Origin of the sequence: Pontibacter mangrovi (assembly GCF_006385705.1) — a bacterium.
GTDB classification, from domain to species: domain Bacteria; phylum Bacteroidota; class Bacteroidia; order Cytophagales; family Hymenobacteraceae; genus Pontibacter; species Pontibacter mangrovi.
Map to the genome: position 1 here is coordinate 124,031 of NZ_VFRQ01000006.1, position 14,328 is coordinate 138,358.

The 14,328-nt window shown below is 52.9% G+C and carries 17 protein-coding genes; 8 read left to right on the plus strand and 9 right to left on the minus strand.

Annotation, left to right across the window (positions count from 1 at the left end):
- The first annotated feature begins 205 nt into the window (after positions 1–205).
- Positions 206–979 carry a peptidylprolyl isomerase gene (locus tag FJM65_RS12360; RefSeq protein WP_140621848.1) on the plus strand — a complete coding sequence of 258 codons (774 nt, stop codon included), beginning with the start codon at positions 206–208 and terminating at the stop codon, positions 977–979.
- 70 nt (positions 980–1,049) lie between these two features.
- Here the strand turns inward: FJM65_RS12360 and FJM65_RS12365 are convergent, their stop codons facing one another.
- Complete coding sequence (locus FJM65_RS12365; RefSeq protein ID WP_140621849.1) at positions 1,050–3,119, minus strand: M13 family metallopeptidase; 2,070 nt, start codon at positions 3,117–3,119, stop codon at positions 1,050–1,052.
- Positions 3,120–3,366: 247 nt separating this feature from the next.
- Here FJM65_RS12365 and FJM65_RS12370 point away from each other — a divergent pair, with 247 nt between their 5' ends.
- From FJM65_RS12370 to FJM65_RS12385, 4 genes are all read left to right on the plus strand, one after another.
- Positions 3,367–3,822 (plus strand): hypothetical protein, encoded by a 456-nt coding sequence (locus FJM65_RS12370; protein ID WP_140621850.1) that lies wholly within the window; start codon positions 3,367–3,369, stop codon positions 3,820–3,822.
- A gap of 15 nt (positions 3,823–3,837) precedes the next feature.
- Positions 3,838–4,152: a hypothetical protein gene (locus FJM65_RS12375; protein WP_140621851.1), complete on the plus strand. Its 315-nt coding sequence runs from the start codon at positions 3,838–3,840 to the stop codon at positions 4,150–4,152.
- 149 nt (positions 4,153–4,301) lie between these two features.
- On the plus strand, positions 4,302–4,730 hold the full coding sequence (locus FJM65_RS12380) for a hypothetical protein (protein WP_140621852.1): 429 nt from the start codon (positions 4,302–4,304) through the stop codon (positions 4,728–4,730).
- Positions 4,731–4,849: 119 nt separating this feature from the next.
- The gene (locus FJM65_RS12385; protein WP_140621853.1) at positions 4,850–5,143 is read left to right on the plus strand and encodes a (2Fe-2S) ferredoxin domain-containing protein; all 294 of its coding nucleotides are present in this window, start codon (positions 4,850–4,852) and stop codon (positions 5,141–5,143) included.
- Positions 5,144–5,214: 71 nt separating this feature from the next.
- Here FJM65_RS12385 and FJM65_RS12390 read toward each other — a convergent pair whose 3' ends face one another.
- Positions 5,215–5,751, minus strand: coding sequence for a ferritin (locus FJM65_RS12390; RefSeq protein ID WP_140621854.1), 537 nt, complete (start codon positions 5,749–5,751; stop codon positions 5,215–5,217).
- Positions 5,752–5,933: 182 nt separating this feature from the next.
- Complete coding sequence (locus FJM65_RS12395; RefSeq protein ID WP_140621855.1) at positions 5,934–6,287, minus strand: hypothetical protein; 354 nt, start codon at positions 6,285–6,287, stop codon at positions 5,934–5,936.
- 116 nt (positions 6,288–6,403) lie between these two features.
- Here FJM65_RS12395 and FJM65_RS12400 point away from each other — a divergent pair, with 116 nt between their 5' ends.
- On the plus strand, positions 6,404–6,778 hold the full coding sequence (locus tag FJM65_RS12400; protein WP_140621856.1) for a cupin domain-containing protein: 375 nt from the start codon (positions 6,404–6,406) through the stop codon (positions 6,776–6,778).
- A gap of 246 nt (positions 6,779–7,024) precedes the next feature.
- Here FJM65_RS12400 and FJM65_RS12405 read toward each other — a convergent pair whose 3' ends face one another.
- The 3 genes from FJM65_RS12405 to FJM65_RS12415 all read right to left on the minus strand — a co-directional run bounded on the left by FJM65_RS12405 (position 7,025) and on the right by FJM65_RS12415 (position 10,242).
- Entirely contained in the window at positions 7,025–8,065 is a 1,041-nt protein-coding gene (locus FJM65_RS12405; protein WP_140621857.1) for a hypothetical protein, read from the minus strand.
- A 149-nt stretch (positions 8,066–8,214) separates the two neighbouring features.
- Positions 8,215–8,964 (minus strand): LytR/AlgR family response regulator transcription factor, encoded by a 750-nt coding sequence (locus FJM65_RS12410; protein ID WP_140621858.1) that lies wholly within the window; start codon positions 8,962–8,964, stop codon positions 8,215–8,217.
- 174 nt (positions 8,965–9,138) lie between these two features.
- On the minus strand, positions 9,139–10,242 hold the full coding sequence (locus FJM65_RS12415) for a sensor histidine kinase (RefSeq protein ID WP_140621859.1): 1,104 nt from the start codon (positions 10,240–10,242) through the stop codon (positions 9,139–9,141).
- Positions 10,243–10,626: 384 nt separating this feature from the next.
- Between FJM65_RS12415 and FJM65_RS12420 the strand changes: the two genes are divergently transcribed.
- On the plus strand, positions 10,627–11,112 hold the full coding sequence (locus FJM65_RS12420; protein WP_140621860.1) for a glycosyl-4,4'-diaponeurosporenoate acyltransferase CrtO family protein: 486 nt from the start codon (positions 10,627–10,629) through the stop codon (positions 11,110–11,112).
- A 42-nt stretch (positions 11,113–11,154) separates the two neighbouring features.
- On the opposite strand, the gene rlmH is transcribed toward FJM65_RS12420, so the two are convergent.
- The 3 genes from rlmH to FJM65_RS12435 form a co-directional block, all read right to left on the minus strand.
- Complete coding sequence (gene rlmH / locus FJM65_RS12425) at positions 11,155–11,628, minus strand: 23S rRNA (pseudouridine(1915)-N(3))-methyltransferase RlmH (RefSeq protein WP_140621861.1); 474 nt, start codon at positions 11,626–11,628, stop codon at positions 11,155–11,157.
- Between the two features lie 78 nt (positions 11,629–11,706).
- Entirely contained in the window at positions 11,707–12,429 is a 723-nt protein-coding gene (locus FJM65_RS12430; RefSeq protein ID WP_140621862.1) for a YoaK family protein, read from the minus strand.
- A 61-nt stretch (positions 12,430–12,490) separates the two neighbouring features.
- Positions 12,491–12,832 (minus strand): MGMT family protein, encoded by a 342-nt coding sequence (locus FJM65_RS12435; RefSeq protein WP_140621863.1) that lies wholly within the window; start codon positions 12,830–12,832, stop codon positions 12,491–12,493.
- Positions 12,833–13,031: 199 nt separating this feature from the next.
- On the opposite strand from FJM65_RS12435, the gene FJM65_RS12440 reads away from it, so the two are divergent.
- Positions 13,032–14,159, plus strand: coding sequence for an efflux RND transporter periplasmic adaptor subunit (locus tag FJM65_RS12440; RefSeq protein ID WP_140621864.1), 1,128 nt, complete (start codon positions 13,032–13,034; stop codon positions 14,157–14,159).
- Positions 14,160–14,328 lie beyond the last annotated feature (169 nt).

The following is a 14,328-nucleotide window of genomic DNA, read 5'->3' on the forward strand; positions in this document are numbered from 1 at the left end:
TATCCGCCTGCCTTGCCTGCTGCACCCCCTGTTACAAACACCGCAACCGCATCTGTACGTGTTTGCATTTAATTGGGATAACATCAATTTAAAGATATTAGATGGGTACAATTTGTAAAGTATACACCTGCTGCGCCCGAGGTAAAACCTGCTGCTGTGTGGGTAAAAAAGCTTATATTTAAACACACAAGACCATCGTAGCACCATGAAAAAAACACTTTCATCCTGTTTTAGCCGGGCACTACTGCTGGCGGGCTGCCTGCTGCCGCTGCTTAGCTGCCAAAACTCCTCCGATAAGGCCGACGCTGAGGCAACAGATTCCGTGGCCGCCGAAGAAGAGCCGGACACCCTGGAGCCGCTGACAACCGAAAACGTGGTGGAGAAGCTGGAGGCCTACGGCCAAAGCCACCCCGACAGCCTGGCCGTGATCAGCACCCGCCACGGCGACATAAAAGTGCGCCTGTACAAAGACACGCCGCTGCACCGGGCCAATTTTGTCCGGCTCACCAAGTATGGCTTTTACAACCAGGGCGAGTTTTACCGGGTGATTAAAGGCTTTGCCATCCAGGGCGGCGACTCCGACGGGCGCACCATGAAACAGGGCGCCTATAAAATTCCGCAGGAGTTTAACCCCAAACACATCCATAAGCGCGGCGCACTGGCCATGGCCCGCTACGGCGACGACCGAAATCCTGAGAAGGAGTCCTCGTCGCATAACTTTTATATTGTGACCGGGGAGCCCGTTAGCAAAGAGCAGCTGCTTGCCTACGAGCAGAAGCATGGCATAGACTATACGCCGGAGCAGGAACAGGCCTACCTGACCCTTGGCGGAGAGCCCGGCCTGGATACGGAGTATACTGTTTTTGGGGAAGTAGTGGAAGGCATGGATGCGGTAGAGAAAATAGAGAAGGAACCCGTAGATGGCTCTGACTGGCCGCGCCAGGTAGTGCCCCATACTATAAAAACCGTGACCGAGTAATTTATACTTGCGCCAAATAAAAAAGGAGCTGCCCCAAAGCAGCTCCTTTTTAGTGGTGTACTTCTTACGTTTACCAGATCTTGATGCGTTCCTCGCCGTTGCGCACCATGGCATCAGACTCCTTGCAGCCAAAAGCCTCGTAGAACTGCGGCATGTTCGCCACCGGCCCGTTGGTACGGAAGCGGCCTGGTGAGTGCGGGTCTGTCAGGATCTGCTGGTTCTGCGCCTCGTCGCGCATGTTCACGCGCCAGATCTGTGCCCAGGCCAGGAAGAAACGCTGCTCCGGCGTCAGGCCGTCTATCTTGCCCGGGTTCTTTTTCTCCAGCGCCTTCTGCAGCGCAGTGTAGGCGATGTTCAGGCCTCCGATGTCAGCAATGTTCTCGCCCAGCGTCAGTTTGCCGTTTACATGCAGGTTGTCCAGCACCGTGTACTGATCGTACTGGTTCGCCACGGCCTCGGCGCGGGCGTTAAACTTCTCCAGGTCCCCTTCTGTCCACCAGTCTTTCAGGTTTCCTTCAAAGTCATACTTGGCCCCCTGGTCGTCGAAACCGTGCGTCAGCTCGTGGCCGATCACGGCGCCCATGCCCCCGTAGTTTACCGCGTCATCCGCGTTCGGGTCGAAGAACGGCGGCTGCAGGATACCTGCCGGGAACACGATCTCGTTCATCGTAGGGTTGTAGTAGGCGTTCACCGTCGGCGGCGACATGAACCACTCCTGGCGGTCAACCGGCTGGCCTATTTTACCGATGTTATCCTCAAACTCGAATTGGCTGGCGCGCATCACATTCGCGGCATAAGAGTCGCGGTTGATGTCCAGGCCTTTGTAATCCTCCCACTTATCCGGGTATCCGATCTTCACGGCAAAGGACTCGAGCTTTTGCAGGGCGCGCTCCTTTGTCTCCTCTCCCATCCAGTCCAGGTCGCGCACGTGCTCCTTAAACGATTCCTGCAGGTTGGTTACCATGTCCAGCGCTTTCTGCTTGGCCTCCGGCGAGAAGGTCTTCTCTACGTACAGCTGGCCCAGCGCCTCGCCCAGGGCCCCGTCGGTGGCACGCAGCACGCGTTTCCAGCGAGGCTGCATCTCCTTGGCTCCGCTCAGCACTTTGCCGTAAAAGTTGAAGTTCTCCTGCACGAAGTCCTGGCTCAGGTAGGGCGCCATGGTGCGGGCCAGGTGCCACTGGGTATAGGTTTTCCAGTCCTCCAGCGATACGTTTTTCAGCATGCCGTTCAGTTCCTTAAAGAAGGCGGGCTGGCCCACGATCACTTCTTTGGCAGCCGTGGCCCCCATGCCGTTGAGCAGCAGGTCCACCTTCAGGTCCGGGTTTTGGCTGGTAAACTCCCGGATGGTCATTTTATTGTAGTTGGCGTAAGGGTCGCGCAGCTCCACGCGGGGCTTGGAAGCCTGCGCCAGCTTTGTCTCGATGCGCATCACGGTCTGCGCCTTTTTCTGTGCCGCAGCCGCGTCGTCGCCCATCAGTTGGAACATGTTCTGCAGGTGCTTGGCATACTCGGTGCGGATGGTTTTGGAGCGCTCGTCGTCCTTCAGGTAATAGTCGCGGTCCGGCAGGCTCAATCCGCCTTGCCCGGCCTGCAGGGCATACTGCGTGCTCACCTTGTCATCCTGCGACACATACATGCTAAAAAAGCCGCTGACGCCTTTGGTTTTCAGGTCGGCCACGGTCTTCACGAGCTCATCAGTGCTCTTAGCCGCCTTTATTTTCTCCAGCTCCGGCTTTATAGGCGTCAGGCCGGCGTTGTTGGCTGCCACAGAGTCCATGCCCGAGGCGTAGAAATCGCCCACCAGTTGTGCGGCAGAGCCTTTGGTGGAGGCGGCGTTGGAGGAGGCCTCAGAGAGAAGCTCGCGCAGCACCGCGTTGTTCTTCTCGGCCAGCTCGTTAAAAGAGCCCCAGCGGCTCTCGGAGGCAGGAATCGGGTTGTTTTTGACCCAGCCGCCGTTGGCGTACTGGTAAAAATCCTCGCAAGGGCTTACCGTGGTGTCCATGTTGGCTATGTCCAGGCCGCGGCTCTCCACGGTTTCGGCCGTATCGGTATTCGCCCCCTCGTTGGCAGAGGAGCCGCAGCCCCCCAGCAACAGGCCGGTAAGCACTGCCGAAAACGGCAACAAGTATGTTTTTTTCATAAAGTGTATGTAGGTTAGATAATACATTTAAAGTATAAATTGCAAAATCAGTTACAATAAAACAAGCCTGGGCACTTCGTTTTCAACTTCGCAGCTATCATACGGGAACGTCGGCAAACAGTAGGACATAAGCTTAGGCCAAACCGCCCTCCCTCCTGCCATCAAGAATTTCCATACGTAAATATGTTTTATACTATATAATTAGTATCTTAAGTACCAGCAAGCACCTCCCTAAACCCCGCAACGCATGAAAAACGAGCTACTCCTTTTTATAGCCGCCGCTTTTATCTCTGCTTCAGCTTTTGCCCAACGTATGCCTAAGCTGGAAATCGGGTATGGGGAAGTATACACCGTAGCAGCGGAAAACACCCTGTATGTAGACACGCTCGTGCTTCGGGATAAGGCCAGCATTAAATTTGCCCCTGCCAAACAAGGTGTGCTGGAAGCGAAAGTAGCCTATGTAGGCAAGGACTGCACGGTAACGGCAAAGGGAGCAGATGGCGCGGCTGGAAGCCGGAAAAGCGCCGGTGAAAGCGGCGAGGACGGCGGCAGTTTAAGCGTGGTGATGCATTTCGCGCAACTGGGCAGCCTCACGCTTGACACGCGGGGCGGAAAAGGTGGCAGAGGCGCAGACGGGAAAGACGGCAGGCGCGGCAAGCGCGACAGCCATGAGAAAGTTGTGAGCCGTGGGGCTAACGGCTAGCCGGTCGCCACCTTAGTGCATCATCCGGGCACGCCGGGCACCAGTGGTACTGATGCGACCATGGGCGGCGGAGGCGGTAACGGCGGAAACCTGATGCTCCTTTACAGCACGCAGGGCTTTATTGCCAATATCAACCGCGCTAGCCAGGTGCACAGTATCAACATACTGCATACCGCCGGAGAAAGTGGCCAGCCGGGCACCCCGGGCAAAGGCGGCTACTTGAGCACGGATGGCACGCTCATCCTGTCGGAGTTCACCCCCGGCAGAAATGGCAACATACAGCTGAGGAACTTAAATCAGCCACAGTATGGGCAAAGCAACCAGCCCTAAGGCAAAGGGATTGCGCCCAGGATTTTCTAGGTTATACTTTATAAGCTTACCCATGTAGGCTTCATCAAGCCATTTATACTTATACCAACGCCAGTAGCTCTTCAGCCATACTTTGCTTATCTTTGATGAGGCAAAAGCAGGCCTGATGCATGACAAAAATAGCTGAACTTACATCCTCCACCGGTAAGGTGTACCTTACCATTACCTACGATGAAGCCAATCACTGGATCTGCAACGAGTGGGAGGGCTATGTGAGCCCTGAGAACGTAAAGCAGGGCTCTTTGGCTGTGCTGGAAGCCTTCCGGAAGTATAAAACCGCCTACGGCCTGAATGACAACACCAAACTCGTGGGCCGCTGGGACGACTCTGTCAACTGGATTGAGAAAGAATGGATGCCCCAAGCCATTGCAGCCGGCCTGCGCTACTACGCCCATGTGGCCAACCAGGAGTCGTTTGCCGCCGCCTCTGCCGCCGATATGGAGACCCGTACGCACGGGCTGTTTGAAATGCGCATATTTGATGACGTTGAAAGTGCCAAAGACTGGCTGAAGGCGTGCCAGAAGCCAGACCAGGGATAGGATATTTTCTGATTCAGAGGCTGGCGATACTCCCGCTTCCCCACAGACCATCAAAACGACCTTCGAAACTAATCGGCCATACTTCAGCTTATAGAGGCCGCATTCCCGTATTCTTACCCATGAGCAAAAGTTTTAATACACCAGATAAAGTGATTTATGTGTGCACGGGCAGCAAGTGCAAAAAGAAAGGCGGCAAGGACCTGAGCAAGCTCTTCAGGGGGATGATAAAGGACTTGGGCCTGAAGGGGCAGGTGGAGGTAATAAAAACCGACTGCACCGACCGCTGCGACTACGCCCCCGTTACCTGCATGCAACCCGACAACGCCTGGATGCCCTACACGGATGAACGGAAGGCGAAAGAAGCTTTCCAGGAGCACATCCTTAATAACACACCTAAACAGGAAAACCCATAAAAAAAGCATCGCGGCCCCGGAAATACGCCTGGGACCGCGATGTTTATATTTATCTATACTTTAGAGGCAGCTTAGTCCTCGTAGGTATCTTCATAGGTGATCTTCGGCACGCGCTTGTCTATCTCGTACTGGCCGGTACCTTCCTCGCCGATCACCTCGAACAGCTCCAGCGCACGGCGGGCCACATACTCTTCCTCGATCTGCTCTGTCAGGAACCACTGCAGGAACGTAAAAGTCACGTAGTCTTTCTCTTTCTGGCATTTGTCGGCCATGCGGTTAAACGACTGCGTAACCGAGATTTCCTGCTGCAGGGCCTGCTCAAACACGTTTCGGAAAGAGTCAAACTCCACCTGTATGTTGGTCACGCTCGGTGAGACGGCGCGGCCGCCCATATCAGAAACATACTTAAACAGGCGCAGCATGTGCTCCCGCTCCTCGTCCGCCTGCTTTTTAAAGTAGCCGGCGCTGCAGTCAAAGCCGTTGCGGTCGCACCAGCTGCTCATGGCCAAATACATCGCCGAGGCCTCTGCCTCCATTTTTATCTGATCGTTCAGTATCTGCTCTATCGTTTCGCTTAGCGATGTTCTAAGTCTTAGTAAGTCTTTCATAATTTCGGGCGTTTAGTAGATTTGGCTTAAGGTGATGGTTTTCACCTCCTCTTTCATACCTGAATATAGTTGCTTTGGTTGTGCTTTTGCAACAGCGCCCGCAAATTCGGAAGAAGTCTAAATTAAAAAAGCACCGCCTTTTGGGGCCGTGCTTTCCATACTGTTATGATAGGCTAAATTCTCTATACCAGCGTGCCGCTCAGGCACTCGTGCAGCATGCGGTTGAGCTCCAGCACAAATTTGGTTCCGGCCAACAGTTCCTGCAGCGCATGCAGCTCGGTCAGCGTCAGCACAAAGCAGCGGTCGCAGCCGCACACGGTGATGATGCTGAAGTCGGAGGAGCGGTCGGGGTTGCTGGCCATCGCGTCCAGGTCTATACTATCCACCGCGCGCTTCAGGCGCAGAAAAGCATCAAGTTTCAGCACTGTCAGCTCGCCAGCAAAGTTTAGCATCAGGCGGTTATGGCGGTCGCACTGGTAAACGGTTCCTGCCTCAGAAGTATAAATTTCGGGTAATGGCGTGGCTGTATGCATCATGTGGTGTAACTTAGCTAACCGGCTCTGCGATTGTACTGCAAATCTAAATACTATTTAGAACCAGTCCAAATAAAACGCAGTGTTATTTAGAATAAGTTCAGATAAAGTGTAAAAGCATGAAAGATCATCTGGAAAAAGTAAACCTGGCCGAGAAGTTCAGCCAGTTCTCCGACCACTGGAACCCGCGCATCGTAGGCGAGCTGAACGGACAGCAGGTGAAGATCGCTAAGTTTATAGGCCCTTTTGAGTGGCACCACCACGAGCACGAGGATGAGTTTTTCCTGGTGATAAAAGGCGAGTTCGAGATGCACCTGCGCGACAAGGTAGTAACGCTGAAGCCGGGCGAATTCATGGTTGTGCCGCGCGGCGTGGAGCACAAGCCCGTGGCCCATCAGGAGGCGGAGGTGCTCATGTTTGAGCCGGCCAGCACCGTAAACACCGGTAACCTGGAAGGCAGCGAGCGGACGCGAAAGGACCTGGAGCGGTTGTAGTTTGGTTGCTAGTTGCTGGTTTATACTTTGCTGCGTCCAACCTCCGCTTCTCCTCTGCTCTTTCGGATTTGCAATCCGAAAGCATATTATTTATTATTAAGATTTGTAATCCGATTTTATACTTTGCCAGCTGTGGGGCTGTGGCCAAAAAGGTAGAAGTCAGATTGTAAATCCTCGTATTATGTGCTTCGGGATTGCAAATCCCGAAGAGCAACTGGAATAGGGGTGGTTGATATTCCACAACACCTAAAACCCCTTCACCTTATGGGCTTTGGCAAGTATGACTTTGAGGTTGAGGCGCACGAGGTCGCCCATGTTGCGGCACCTCAGAAAAATGTCTGATTTGTGGTGCTCCGACAGCTCCTGCTTTAGCTGTGCTACCTTTTCCGGCGTGGAGATGGTGTCCTGGCGCATGCAGTCGATGAGGTCTTTGAGGCGGTAGCGGGCTGATTTGAGGCGGCGGAACATGAGCGTGCGCTCCTCGTTCTGGTACTGCTTTACCACATCCGGTTTTAGCAGCTTCAGCACCAGTTCCACAATCATGTTGTTGTCTTTAAAGAACTGCGGCAGGTACATCGTCTTTTTGCCCTCGTAGGACTGCTGGTCGAAGTCGATGGGGCGCACGCGGTACTGCTCGTCCTCAAAATCCGGCGTTACGTCCACCACATAGTTATAAGAGCGCATATCGCCCAGCAAACGCACAAAGCAGCGCTCGTTAAACTTCACAAACTCCTTGGCAATCCGCACCTTGTTGGTGGAGGGCCGCGCTATAAAATCCTTGATAAACACGTCGCCGGGGATGCCCGCGATATGTTCTTCTATCAGCGTGTCGCCGTCTACCAGGTAATTGATGCGGCTCGGCGACAGGATGTGCTCCAGCTCCAGCCCGTAAATCCGCGAGGCATCGGCGCGCTTCACATAAAAATAATCGTAGTTGTCGTTGAGCTGGTTCATGATCTGCACCCGGAACGGATTGGAATTGCCAAAGGTGCAGTAGTCTATCCGGGACACGTACAGGTGCTCCATCACCGACATATCACCGTCCGTTTTCAGCAGGGCATAGATCATCGTCAGCCCCTCGTTCAGCTCCTGCTGCGTCTGCTGGTCATACATCACCGACTCCCACAGCGTGTCGTGGCCCTGCTTATCGAAGTATGGAAAGGAATCGGAGTAATGCAGCAGCCCCTCGTACAGCACCGGCAGCTTCGTTTCTCGGTCGTAGTGGCGCAGGTACTTGCGCAGCCCTTTGCTGATGGGGTAAAACTGCTTCTTTTTAGAGATGTACACCTTGGAGTTTAGGAGTTAAAGAGTTTGGGAGTTGGAGAGGTATTCATTTAGAACCAGCCATACTTTAACCTCTTTTATTACCTGCAGATAAGTTACGGGTAAATTCAGTAAATAGCTATACCTCCTTATAGCCCCACACATTTAACTCTCTAATTCTCCAGCAGGTTATTTTGGTTGAGCACCTGCAGCACTTCGTTTTTGTAGAAGCGGCCGATCGGGATCTCGGTTTTGCCGATGTCTACGGCAGAGGCCGAAAAAGCCTGCACTTTGTCCAGGGCAATGATAAAGGAGCGGTGGATGCGCAGGAACTTCTCCGGCGGCAGCTTCTCCTCCAGAAAGGATATTTTCTGGTACGAGATGATCTCTTTTGTCTCGGTTTTCACGCGGATGTAGTCTTTCAGGCTCTCGATGTAGAGAATGTCGGACAGCATCACCTTCACCATTTTTTTATCGGCTTTCAGGTAGATAAAGGCATCCTTGTAATCTGGCGGGGCAGCGGCAGGAGCTGCGGCTGTTGGCGCCGCCAGAGCTGTTTGCTGCGCCTCCGGCGCCGATACTTTGGAAACAGCCTTCAGAAAGCGCTCAAAGGCGATGGGCTTGAGCAGATAGTCCACCGCATTCAGCTCAAAACCCTCCACGGCATAGTCGCGGTAGGCGGTGGTAAAGATCACCTTGGGCGGGTGCGCCAGCGACTTCAGGAAATCTATGCCCGTCAGCTTGGGCATCTGAATATCCAGGAACAGCAGGTCGATGTGCTCGGTTTGCAGGCAGCTGTAGGCCTCCACGGCGTTGTTGCAGCGGCACGCCAGTTCCAGGTTGTCCAGCCTTTGGATGAAGGTTTCCAGCACGTCCAGCGCCAGCGGCTCGTCATCCACAATCATGCAGCGGATCTTATTCATAGTTTTGATGAGGTACTAGGTGTTAGATATTAGATGTTAGATGTTAGATGTTAGATGCTAGATTTTATGACTATGAGCCACACAAGCTATACTTTCGTCTATTAATTATCAGCTACATTAAAATCTTCTAACCTTCGGAGATCTAATATCTAGTGTCTAAAATCTAATGTCCATTTAAAACGTTATTTCCAATCTGGCGGCGTAGCTGTCCTGTTCCTCCTCCACTTCCAGCTCGTAGCGGCCTTCGTAAAGCAGCTCCAGGCGGCGCTGCAGGTTTTTCAGGCCAATGCCCGAGGCCATGTCGCGGGAGCTGCTGCTGGCTTTGTCCGTGCATTTGCAGTTCTCCACGAGCAGCACCAAATGCTCGTCCGTTACCTTCACGTCAATTCTGATCCAGGCGCCCTTGGTTTCGGTGCTCACGCCGTGCTTAAAGGCATTCTCCACGAAGGGCAACAGCAGCATGGGCGCAATCTGCTTGCCGGCTATACTTCCGGTAGCCGAAAACTGCACCTCCACCCGCTCGCCGTAGCGCATTTTCTCCAGGGCAATATAGTTCTTTATATACTCCAGTTCCTTATCCAGCGGTACCATGGCCGCATTGGCATCGTGCAGCATGTAGTCCATCAGCCCCGACAGCTTCAGCACCACCTCGGGCGCATTGTCCGACTTCTTGAGCGTGAGCGAGTACAGGCTGTTGAGCGTGTTGAACAGGAAGTGCGGGTGTATCTGCCCTTTCAGGAACTTCAGCTCCGCCTCCAGCTTGTCCTGCGTCAGGTCGCGGGCAGCCCGCTGGTGGCTGTACCAGTTTTTGAGCAGTGCTATCACCGCCGTAATGGCCACCACATAGTTGATGTTAACGATGTTCTTGATAAAGCGGTACAGCGTCAGGTTATCTTCGGTGCAGGTGGTGGGGCAGAAAATCGGGTGGATCAGGAAGGGCAGCAGCACAAACTGCATCAGACCGGCAATGGCCCCCATCAGCAAGAGCAGGTACACAAAAAACTCCAGGTAGCGCTTTTGCAGCAGGTAGCGCGGCATCAGGTAGTACATGTTAAAGTATACCAGCGCCATTTTAAACGGCAGCTCCACCAGCTCCACCATAAAGGCGTTGTAGTAATCATCAATGTAACTGCCGTACAGCAAGCCAAAGAAAACCACATACACCGTCCAGAACGCCAGGTGCAGCAGCATACGGTTCTGCGTCACGTTACGCACTTCGGGCAGGCTCCAGGTGGCGCCGGTTTCCAGGGTATTGGCCGTGCTCAACTTTATCTCCATAGTACAAAGGTATTGTTTATCCTGCAGTGTGCTAGTGACGACGTATGTCTTTTAGACGGTTGGCAATTGTCACAGGTTAAGTAACAGTTTCTGCCAGTTTAACAGTTCTCAGTCAAAGTAAGGTTCTAGTTACATAGCATGACATGGGACTACTAAGTAAATTTTCGATAGAAGGGATGTACTTAATGAGGTTCCTAGAGCTTCTAGTGTTGGTGGGTTTTGGTTAAAGTTATTTTAGCCAACTTTAATGAATGGGAAGTAGCACTTATAATATTCTAACTATATAGTATATTCGTTAGACCAGTTACGTTTATCCTCCTAACGTTGGCTAAACGTAATAATTACTTATACTCAAGTTAGCTCTTAGTCAAAACAAGTAAGGAAATGATCGCTGTGTTATTTAGACTGCTTTCCATTATTATGGTTTCATGGTTATTCGGCCTGCTGCTTACTTCTTATCTTAAAAGACAGAACTTTTACCACAAATTATCAAGCCTAAAGCTCATTGGCAACGACAGTATCTACAAAGCAATTGGAATAGAGTTGTTCAAGTGGTCTGTAACGAAAACGTTTTATCGGCATCTAAATAAAAACATTAAATTCAGCCGAAGACCCTCTTTGGGTGAGCTTGTGGCAGTTCGTAATGAAATGACAAACTCTGAAATTCTACATGCCATAGCCTTTGTGCTTGTACTAATCATTGGTATACCTTTTACTGTAGTTCAGAAGGGGCACAATTCAGTAGTGTTACTCCTTGTACACAATATTATTTTTAATCTTTATCCTACATTACTACAGCAGTACAATAAAACCAATCTGGATAAGATAATAGACAAAATAGACCATCAGCTAACCACAGCTAAACTTTAGCTACGCCACAGTTTAGCACAGTACGTTACTCCCACCCACACCTCAATCATTATGATACTTCTCCCCTCTCAGGATGGTGAAGCCGCGGTATAGCTGCTCAAAAAAGAACATGCGTACCATCTGGTGCGTGAATGTCATTTTGGAAAGGGAGAACTTGTCGTTGGCGCGCTGGTATACCTCCGGGGAAAAACCGAAGGCGCCGCCCACCGCGAAAACCAGGTTGGTGGTCACAGCATTGAGCCTTTTCTGCAGGAATGCTGCAAATTCCGGGGAGGTGAAGCTCTTGCCCTTCTCGTCGAGCAGGATGAGGTAATCGCCCTCCTGCACCTTGCCCAGTATCAGCTTGCCTTCCGCCTCTTTCAGTTTATCGGCCGTATACTTTCCGCCCTGCTTGATGTCGGGGATAACGATGAACTCGACTGGGTGGTAGTGCTTCAGCCGGTTCAGGTATTTCTGAATCCCCTCCTCCAGAAACTTCTCGTCGGTTTTGCCTATTACTAGGAGCTTAATCTTCATCTCAGCGTGGTTTTGCGCCAATATCGGGCTAAAACAGGGAGTTTACAAGAAGTTAGGCCGACACAGGCAGTCCTGCGCTCAGGCTCTGTACTTTCGTTTCAGCCTTACCACCTTATACTTTACAGTGTCGTACACGAGGCCGGCTATAAGTATGGCGGCGGCCAGCAGCAGGGTTTTCATGGCGTAAATGGCGTACAAAAAGCCGCCGGCAATGATCCCGAGGAAAAAGAAACTGATGATGGTGAGGCGCAGCCGGATGGAGTTTTTTAGGTTTTGCTGCTGCTCGGGCTTGTGGTAAAAAAGAAGCTGCGCTATTTCAATGCCCAGGTCGGTGAAGAGGCCGGTGAGGTGGGTGGTGCGCACCACGGCGTTGGAGATGCCGGTTACCAGCGCGTTTTGCAGGCCCATGGCAAACAGCAGGCTACAGGCCACGGCAACAGGGTTGGCACGTATAACCTCCTGGCTCAGCAAGGCCACCCCTACCAGCAGCAGCACCTCCAGCCCCACCGGCGGCAGGTATACCAGGCGCTTATCCCGTCGCAGCATTGCCTCCAGCAGCGCCCCCGACACCACAGCCCCGAACAGAAAGGCAAGTATAAACAGCAGATAGCCCCAGGCGCTCTCAAAGTTGCGGCGCGCTATTTCATCGGCAAAAAAGGAAAAATGCCCCGTAACGTTGGTGGTAAGCTGGTGCAGCGCAAAAACGCCTGCCACGTTCACAATACCCGCCACAGCCGACAGCAGCGAGGCCAGCTTCAGGTTATGCTTCAGGGTGCGGTGTTTGCCTCGGTGTCGGAACATGGCGGGTGCAGGGCTTAAAAACCGCTGCTAAAGTATAAAACCCCGCGGAAGCAGGCTATACTTACAGCAATTCTTTCGCCGGGTCCCAAAACAGTTTTTCAAAATCCTGCACCTGCCCGCTCTCCACGCGCACGCCCTCCTCCTCCAGTCGCTCCTGCATGGCTTGGGGCGTGTCAAAGTGCTGGCTGCCGGTTAGCATGCCGATGCGGTTCACCACGCGGTGCGCCGGAATCCGGGCCATCGGATGGGAGGCAATCAGGGCCCAGCCCACCATGCGGGCAGAGCCTTTGGCCCCCAGGTAGCTGGCAATAGCGCCATAAGAGGTGACACGCCCGCGCGGAATCAGCTGCACTACTTCGTATACATGCTGGAAAAAATTCTCTTTGCTGTCTTTTTTTGCCATTTTCGATCTATGCTGTTTAAACCTTCGCCCCTGTTGTCTGTCTTTTAATTGTGCCAGTTTGTAGCCATTAAGTTACGGCAACTTTTATACTTCGCCATATTGGCTGTATATTTAAGCTGGGGCCTATTACCGCCCCGGTACATCAGCTTGCTTTTAGCATAACAGACACCTACCTATCTAAACCTGTGTTAAAACACAAATGAACAAAACGTTAAAGACTATTTTGATTTTAGTAGCCGTAACAGCAGTGGGCTACTTTGTTTACAGGCAGCTTTCGGCAGAGCCGGAGAAAATGGCCGCCCAATCCGGCGGACCGATGGCGCAGCAGGTTGCAGTGGATGTGTACGTGGTATCCCCTAGCGGGTTCCAGAACCGGATTACGACCACCGGCACCGTGCTGCCTAACGAGGATGTGGAACTGCGCAGCGAGATTTCCGGCCGCGTGACAGGCATCAACTTTGAGGAAGGCAGCCGCGTGCGCAAAGGGCAGCTGCTCTTAACCGTGAACGATGCTGACCTGCGGGCCCAGTTGCAGAAGCTGGAGTCGAACCAGAAGCTGTACCGTGAGATGGAGGAGCGTCAGCGCACCCTGCTCGAGAAAGAATACATCAGCGCCCAGGAGTATGACCAGGTGAGCAACCAGCTGGCCACTGCCACCGCCGACATCCAGGCCCTGAAAGCCACCATGGCCAAAGCCTACGTGCGCGCTCCCTTTGATGGCGTGGTTGGCCTGCGCCAGGTAAGCGAGGGCAGCTACGTGTCGGCGACCACCCCTATTGCCCGCATAGTGGACGTGAGCCCGGTGAAAATAGACTTTGCCATCCCCGGCCGCTACAGCAGCCAGGTAAAAGAGGGCACCAAGATCAACTTCACCGTAGAAGGCGACCCCAATACCTACCAGGCCTCAATTTACGCTATTCAGCCAAGTATAGACCCTGCCACCCGCACCCTGCAGATCAGGGCACTGTATGAGAACGCAAAGCAGGAGGTGAAACCAGGCGCCTTCGTTAACGTGAGCCTGGCGATAAAAGAATCCGATGACGCCCTCCTGATACCGACCGAGGCTATCATACCGGAGGCTACCGGCCACAAGGTGTTTTTGGTTAAAGACGGCAAGGCGGCCCCGCAAATGGTGAAGATCGGGCAGCGCTCCGAAACACTTATCCAGATCATGGACGGCATTGCCCCCGGCGACACGATCATCCGCTCCGGCATCTTACAGGTGCGCAACGGCTCTGCGCTGGACATCCGCAAGGTCATGACGGCCTCCGAGGCATTGGCAGGTCCTGAAACGCCGCAGCCACCTGCTAAAGATACAGCCCTGTAGGGATGCGGCTGTAACCCGGCAGCGCGTTATACTTTTACTCCCCGAAGCTTGGTGCCGAAAAGCACAGGTTGCCAAGTTACCCCTCCTGCCACCAAGCGGCAGGTGATGTAAGGCTTAAAACATACTTAACTCTGCTTATAAGCGATGGGCAGAAGGCGAACCGGAACGC

Bases quoted from the DNA above. Each gene is read 5' to 3' on its own strand.
- FJM65_RS12360 (WP_140621848.1), top strand. From the start codon at position 206: ATGAAAAAAACACTTTCATCCTGTTTTAGCCGGGCACTACTGCTGGCG.
- FJM65_RS12365 (WP_140621849.1), bottom strand. From the start codon at position 3,119: ATGAAAAAAACATACTTGTTGCCGTTTTCGGCAGTGCTTACCGGCCTG.
- FJM65_RS12370 (WP_140621850.1), top strand. From the start codon at position 3,367: ATGAAAAACGAGCTACTCCTTTTTATAGCCGCCGCTTTTATCTCTGCT.
- FJM65_RS12380 (WP_140621852.1), top strand. From the start codon at position 4,302: ATGACAAAAATAGCTGAACTTACATCCTCCACCGGTAAGGTGTACCTT.
- FJM65_RS12385 (WP_140621853.1), top strand. From the start codon at position 4,850: ATGAGCAAAAGTTTTAATACACCAGATAAAGTGATTTATGTGTGCACG.
- FJM65_RS12390 (WP_140621854.1), bottom strand. From the start codon at position 5,751: ATGAAAGACTTACTAAGACTTAGAACATCGCTAAGCGAAACGATAGAG.
- FJM65_RS12395 (WP_140621855.1), bottom strand. From the start codon at position 6,287: ATGATGCATACAGCCACGCCATTACCCGAAATTTATACTTCTGAGGCA.
- FJM65_RS12400 (WP_140621856.1), top strand. From the start codon at position 6,404: ATGAAAGATCATCTGGAAAAAGTAAACCTGGCCGAGAAGTTCAGCCAG.
- FJM65_RS12410 (WP_140621858.1), bottom strand. From the start codon at position 8,964: ATGAATAAGATCCGCTGCATGATTGTGGATGACGAGCCGCTGGCGCTG.
- FJM65_RS12415 (WP_140621859.1), bottom strand. From the start codon at position 10,242: ATGGAGATAAAGTTGAGCACGGCCAATACCCTGGAAACCGGCGCCACC.
- FJM65_RS12420 (WP_140621860.1), top strand. From the start codon at position 10,627: ATGATCGCTGTGTTATTTAGACTGCTTTCCATTATTATGGTTTCATGG.
- rlmH (WP_140621861.1), bottom strand. From the start codon at position 11,628: ATGAAGATTAAGCTCCTAGTAATAGGCAAAACCGACGAGAAGTTTCTG.
- FJM65_RS12430 (WP_140621862.1), bottom strand. From the start codon at position 12,429: ATGTTCCGACACCGAGGCAAACACCGCACCCTGAAGCATAACCTGAAG.
- FJM65_RS12435 (WP_140621863.1), bottom strand. From the start codon at position 12,832: ATGGCAAAAAAAGACAGCAAAGAGAATTTTTTCCAGCATGTATACGAA.
- FJM65_RS12440 (WP_140621864.1), top strand. From the start codon at position 13,032: ATGAACAAAACGTTAAAGACTATTTTGATTTTAGTAGCCGTAACAGCA.